This is a genomic window from Hallella faecis (assembly GCF_018789675.1).
In the GTDB taxonomy this organism is placed as follows: Bacteria; Bacteroidota; Bacteroidia; order Bacteroidales; family Bacteroidaceae; genus Prevotella; species Prevotella faecis.
Genome location: NZ_JAHKBE010000091.1, coordinates 1 through 5269 on the forward strand (window position 1 = coordinate 1; position 5269 = coordinate 5269).

Annotated in this window: 4 protein-coding genes and 1 pseudogene; 4 read left to right on the forward strand and 1 reads right to left on the reverse strand. The window is 52.8% G+C overall.

The window, feature by feature from the left end:
• Window positions 1-72 precede the first annotated feature (72 nt).
• The 4 genes and pseudogenes from KM934_RS12270 (at window position 73) to KM934_RS12285 (ending at window position 4564) form a co-directional block, all read left to right on the forward strand.
• A complete protein-coding gene (locus tag KM934_RS12270) occupies window positions 73-558 on the forward strand; it encodes a hypothetical protein (protein WP_215760890.1) in 486 nt (161 codons plus the stop codon).
• A gap of 905 nt (window positions 559-1463) precedes the next feature.
• Window positions 1464-1826, forward strand: a pseudogene (locus KM934_RS12275) (BRO-N domain-containing protein); the annotation flags it as partial.
• A 433-nt stretch (window positions 1827-2259) separates the two neighbouring features.
• The gene (locus KM934_RS12280) at window positions 2260-3240 is read left to right on the forward strand and encodes an ROK family protein (protein WP_215760893.1); all 981 of its coding nucleotides are present in this window, start codon (window positions 2260-2262) and stop codon (window positions 3238-3240) included.
• Window positions 3241-3475: 235 nt separating this feature from the next.
• On the forward strand, window positions 3476-4564 hold the full coding sequence (locus KM934_RS12285; protein ID WP_215760894.1) for a YeiH family protein: 1089 nt from the start codon (window positions 3476-3478) through the stop codon (window positions 4562-4564).
• 139 nt (window positions 4565-4703) lie between these two features.
• On the opposite strand, the gene KM934_RS12290 is transcribed toward KM934_RS12285, so the two are convergent.
• Window positions 4704-5269: hypothetical protein (locus tag KM934_RS12290; RefSeq protein ID WP_215760895.1), on the reverse strand; the 566-nt coding region annotated here is incomplete at its 5' end.

Consider the following 5269-nt stretch of genomic DNA (forward strand, 5'->3'; position numbering starts at 1 on the left):
TTTGCGCCGGTGACTGTTAGTTCAGCCCGTTTGAAACTAAATCAGAAACTTTAGTAATTAAAAATTAAACATATGAAAAAGACTTTGTTATTACTTTTGATAGCATTAGTGCTACCCATTCCATCTTTTGCAAGAATAGATGTACAATGTATTGTCCGCACTCTTCACCAAAAGGGTAATGGTTGGGGGGCATATAGTGGGGTTTACTCAGATCCCGTAAAATGTACAGTGTCATTTATCTCAGGTGCTGAGTTTAAGATTAGGAGACCATCTGCCGAAAAGTATGCTCTTATATGGTTTTCTAGAGACGAATGTGCTGTAATTAAGCTTGAACCTAAAAAAGCTGTGCCTGTGGAAAAGCTCTCTATTGAGGATTTACCTGATATAACAGGAGGCTCTGGTAACGTATTTGGAGAGAAAGATAACGGAGAGGAAATAGATGATATGGGTATGCCTTATAGGTGGGAAATAAATTTCCACGATAGAAATAATAACTATAAGTATGTAGACCCTAGATTACAGCGTATATGGATGAGTGACTATCCGCTATTTATATAATACAACACAATACCCCTTTTCGATTAGGGGCTTACTCTTGAAAAAATCCTTCCCGAAGTCCTATTTTACAGGGCTTTGGGAAGGATATTCATGCTCTTTTGAGTTTTACCTGACAGCAATAATTTCTAATTATTGTCAGCGTCTGTTTCGAGCAGGTTGCAACAGGCGCGGTGAAGCCATTGCGGGCTATGGCGAGACGCGCCTGGAAGCAACACGCCGAAAGAAACGCTGACATGCGTTGAAAAGAACCAACAAACCACCCCACCCGTTTCGGTCGAATGGCCAATTGGGAACGCTACGAGAAGCATCATCCCCAGTCTCTCCGGTCTTGCGCAACACGTTTTGTATGATATTTTGGTACAAAAGTTGTGCGTCGTTTTTCGATGAACCAGATGGCGGAACCATTGTTTTTCCGCACTCACCGTCCCTCATCTGCGTTGCGCGCTCACCATTAGGCGTCTTTCAAGTTGCGATACCTACCTAACCGCACCTCGAAAGACCACGTTTCGCATCTCAAAAGACCATGTATCGACGCCCGATTAGGCATGTTTCGCAACGTGGAAAGATAAAACAGGAGCGCAAAATCCGCTCGTTTTTCAGTAACTTCTTGGCATCCAATAGGTTACACAACATCGCTGAGAATAGCGCATTTCCGCCCAATCGTTTCGTTGTCGCCGACAACGATGTAGATTCCAATATAGATTGTTGCCAAAATTCACATCGCGCCCCAACCTCCCCACCTTATTTTCCCCAATCGGTCATTAGACCGAAACAAAAGCCCACCGCATGGCCCGAGACCCCGAAATAGCATGGAATGGCTGGGCACCGGATAAATTATCGAAGAGGGCGATTGTAGTATAAATAATATTTTGTACTTTTGTAACTAATCATTATATACTTTGTTTATGACAAAGAGAGAAGCCCTTCAATTATTTGAAGAAAAGAAGATACGCTCCGTATGGGACGACAAAGAAGAGAAATGGTATTTCTCTATAGTGGATGTTTGTGCGGTATTGACCGAAAGCAAAGATCCTGCAGCATATTGGAGAAAGTTAAAACAAAGACTGAAACAAGAAGGAAATGAAACCGTGACAAATTGTCACGGTTTGAAATTGCGTGCAGCCGACGGCAAGCTCCGCTTGACGGATGTGGCTGATACAGAGCAACTTTTCCGTCTTATACAGTCCATTCCTTCTCCCAAGGCAGAGCCTTTCAAGTTGTGGATGGCACAAGTGGCAAGCACACGGTTGGAGCAGATGCAAGCACCTTGTCTACGCTCATCTTGATCTCTGAGACTTTAATCCCAAATCGATCATTAGATTTCAATCCCATTCACCACAAATATGCACACATCGCGGAGCTGCCGGATTTCGTTGGAGTCCAGCAGCTTCATTCGTCTTGCGCCTTCGCTCCCACGGTCCTACAGGCGCACGCCGACCCTTCCGTCCCACCGCCTTGCACACCTTTTCCCACTTGTTTATAAAAAAAATACTGCAAAGCGATGAGTTCTCTGCAAAAAATAGTTTATCTTTGCAGAAGATAGGCTGCATCTCAGCATAATGTTCAAGCAAGCTTGATATTCTGCCTTCGATTTGCACTATCCTTGCAGAAGATAGGCTGCTCTATCTTTGCAACATGCAAGCCGCATCGCATCATCAGGGCGGCAACTTAAACCCTTAACTTAAACACTTACGTACTATCATGAACGAACAGAACGCAATGAAACCATACGTCATTGGTCTCGACCTCGGCGGCACCAACTCGGTGTTCGGCATCGTCGACGCGCGTGGTGAAATCAAGGCTACGACAGCCATCAAGACAAAGGCCTACGACAACGAAGAGGATTATGTGAACGCATCGATCGATGCGCTCCACATCATCATCGACCAGGTGGGCGGCATCGAGAAGATCAAGGCGATGGGTATCGGCGCACCCAACGGCAACTTCTATACGGGCAGCATCGACTTCGCCCCCAACCTTCCTTGGGCACACGACCACTCTGTGCCATTGGCCAAGATGTTCTCGGAGCGTCTGGGCGGCATCCCTGTGGGCCTCACCAACGACGCCAACGCGGCAGCCATCGGCGAGATGATCTACGGTGTGGCTCGCGGCATGAAAAACTTCATCATGATCACCCTCGGCACAGGTGTGGGATCGGGCATCATCTGCAACGGCCAGATGGTGTACGGCAGCGACGTTCTGGCCGGTGAGCTGGGCCACGTCATCGTGCGCCCGGAGAACGGTCGTCCCTGTGGTTGCGGACGTAGAGGATGCCTGGAGACCTACTGCTCGGCAACGGGTGTGGCTCGCACAGCACGCGAGTTCCTGGAGAAGAGCGACACGCCGTCGCTGTTGCGCGACATGAATCCGGAGGACATCACATCGCTTGATGTGTCGATCGCCGCCCAGAAGGGCGACAAGCTGGCCCTGGAGATCTACGAGTTCACTGGCGAATTGCTGGGTGAGGCTTGCGCCAACTTCGCCACTTTCTCTTCGCCCGAGGCCTTCGTGTTCTTCGGCGGTCTGACCAAGGCTGGCGACCTGCTCATGAAGCCCCTGGTGAGAAGCTACAACGAGCACGTGCTCAAGATCTACAAGGGCAAGGCCCAGTTCCTGCTGAGCGCGCTCGACGGCAGCTCGGCCGCTGTGCTCGGAGCCAGCGCCGTGGGATGGGACCTGTAACCCGCCACACACCAGGAGCGTAGGCGCACCCCAAGAATCCACGGGCGAGAATGTGCCTGAGCGCTCCACCATTCATACACCAATAGCATCGGCAACGCCTGCAAAAGGAGGCGTTGCAGGTGCTATTTTACGTTTTGGCGGATATTCATGGGGCAAAAAGGCCGATGCGCTGAGGATTTTTCGTACCTTTGCCGCGCAAAACAAACAAAGCAAACAGCAAATAAAAGATTATCAGATGCAGAAGAAAGAACTCTGTTACATAGCGATCGTCGCCGTGTTGGGCCTGTCGTTGTTGATGGGCTTTGTGGTCGAAGTGTTTCATGTCGACTTAGGTCCCTGGGCATGGGTGGCCCAATGGGTGTCGTCGCCCATCGCCCTGGCCATCGGTTTCGCCTTCGCCCTGCTCTTTGGCAAGGCGTTCCCCACGTTCAACAAGACCATGTCGAAGAAGCTCCTACAATACTCGGTCATCGGCCTGGGCTTCGGCATGAACGTCAACCAAGCGCTTGCCTCGGGCTCCGAGGGCATGCTGTTCACCATCGTCAGCGTGTTTGGCACGTTGGGATTGGGTTGGCTGTTTGGCCGCAAACTGCTGGGGGTCGACTCGCAAACCAGCTACCTACTGTCGTCGGGCACCGCCATCTGTGGCGGATCGGCCATTGCCGCCGTCGGCCCGGTGCTGAAAGCCAAGGCCGAGAGCATGTCGGTGGCGTTGGGTGTGGTGTTTGTGCTCAACGCCGTGGCCCTCTTCATCTTCCCCACCATTGGCGACGCCTTGGGCATGACGATGAAGCAGTTTGGCATGTGGGCGGCCATCGCCATCCACGACACGTCGTCGGTGGTGGGCGCAGGTGCCGCCTACGACCAGATGCACCCGGAGCTGATTGCCCAGCAGGGAGTGAGCGCCTTGGAGGTGGCCACCACCATCAAGCTGACGCGCGCCCTGTGGATCGTGGTGCTGGCCTTGGTTACGCCGTTCTTCTTCCGCCAGACACTGGCCGCCTCGACCGACGGCCCCACGAAGCGTTGGTACCAGTGTGTGCCGCCCTTCATCGTGTGGTTTGTGGTGGCCATCGTCTTCAACACCTACGTGCTGAGCAACGCCTCGCTCCTGGGCGACACCGCCGCCACGATGGGTGGGCAGATGAGTGGCGCGGTGAACAAGTTGGCCAAGCACCTCATCACTCTCTCGCTGTTCTTCATCGGCGCGTCGCTCACGCGCGAAACGCTCCGCAGCGTGGGTCTGCGCCCGCTCATCCAGGGTGTGCTACTGTGGCTCAGCATCAGCCTCATCACCCTCGGCTACATCTACTGGGTGGCCTAACCGGCACAGGAGAATAGCATCATCCACTTCGCACAAGCATACCTACAAAAAGGGAGGCAAGCACATCCATCTGCGCTTGCCTCCCTTTTATTTTAGAATCACCCATGCGGATCACTTCGTCCGCACACGGCGGAATGGGCTATTTCACAATGCGGAGCGACTGCGATGCCTTGACGCGCACCTTGCCGTTGGCCACCTTCATGCCCTTGGCGGGCGTGGCAGCGGCAACCATGGCAGCCGAAGCCACGGGGTAGGTGTGGCTCAGGGTGGTAGGCTCGGCATTCTCGATCTGCGAATGGAACGCCGTGCGAGTGATCGACGTGCCATTGGCGTCGGTCACGGCAAACACCAACACATACCAATCGCGCTCAGCGCTGGTGAAGGTCTTGGTGTAAGTGAACGTGCCGTCCTGCAACTGCGACGTCACATCGGTGGCCTTGTCGGAAGCCATCAGCACTGGCCAGGCGTCCGACGGATTCTCATAGCCCTGGGTGCCCTGCAGGTCGTTGAGCGCATTGTCCCAATCGTTCTCGCTCATCAAAAGCAGGGTGGCCTTGGTGATGGGAGCCGAGGTCTTCGAGGCGAAACTGTAATGGGCGTAGAGCGCGCGATTCTCGACGCTGAAGCTGTCGGTGTTGAGCTTCGGACAGTTGCAGATATTCAGTTTGAGCAGGTTGTCTAAGCGTTCCAACCACGATGCTTTGG

What these genes read in the sequence shown, in the direction of transcription:
- KM934_RS12270 (WP_215760890.1), top strand. Translation starts at nt 73, where the DNA reads ATGAAAAAGACTTTGTTATTACTTTTGATAGCATTAGTGCTACCCATT.
- KM934_RS12280 (WP_215760893.1), top strand. Translation starts at nt 2,260, where the DNA reads ATGAACGAACAGAACGCAATGAAACCATACGTCATTGGTCTCGACCTC.
- KM934_RS12285 (WP_215760894.1), top strand. Translation starts at nt 3,476, where the DNA reads ATGCAGAAGAAAGAACTCTGTTACATAGCGATCGTCGCCGTGTTGGGC.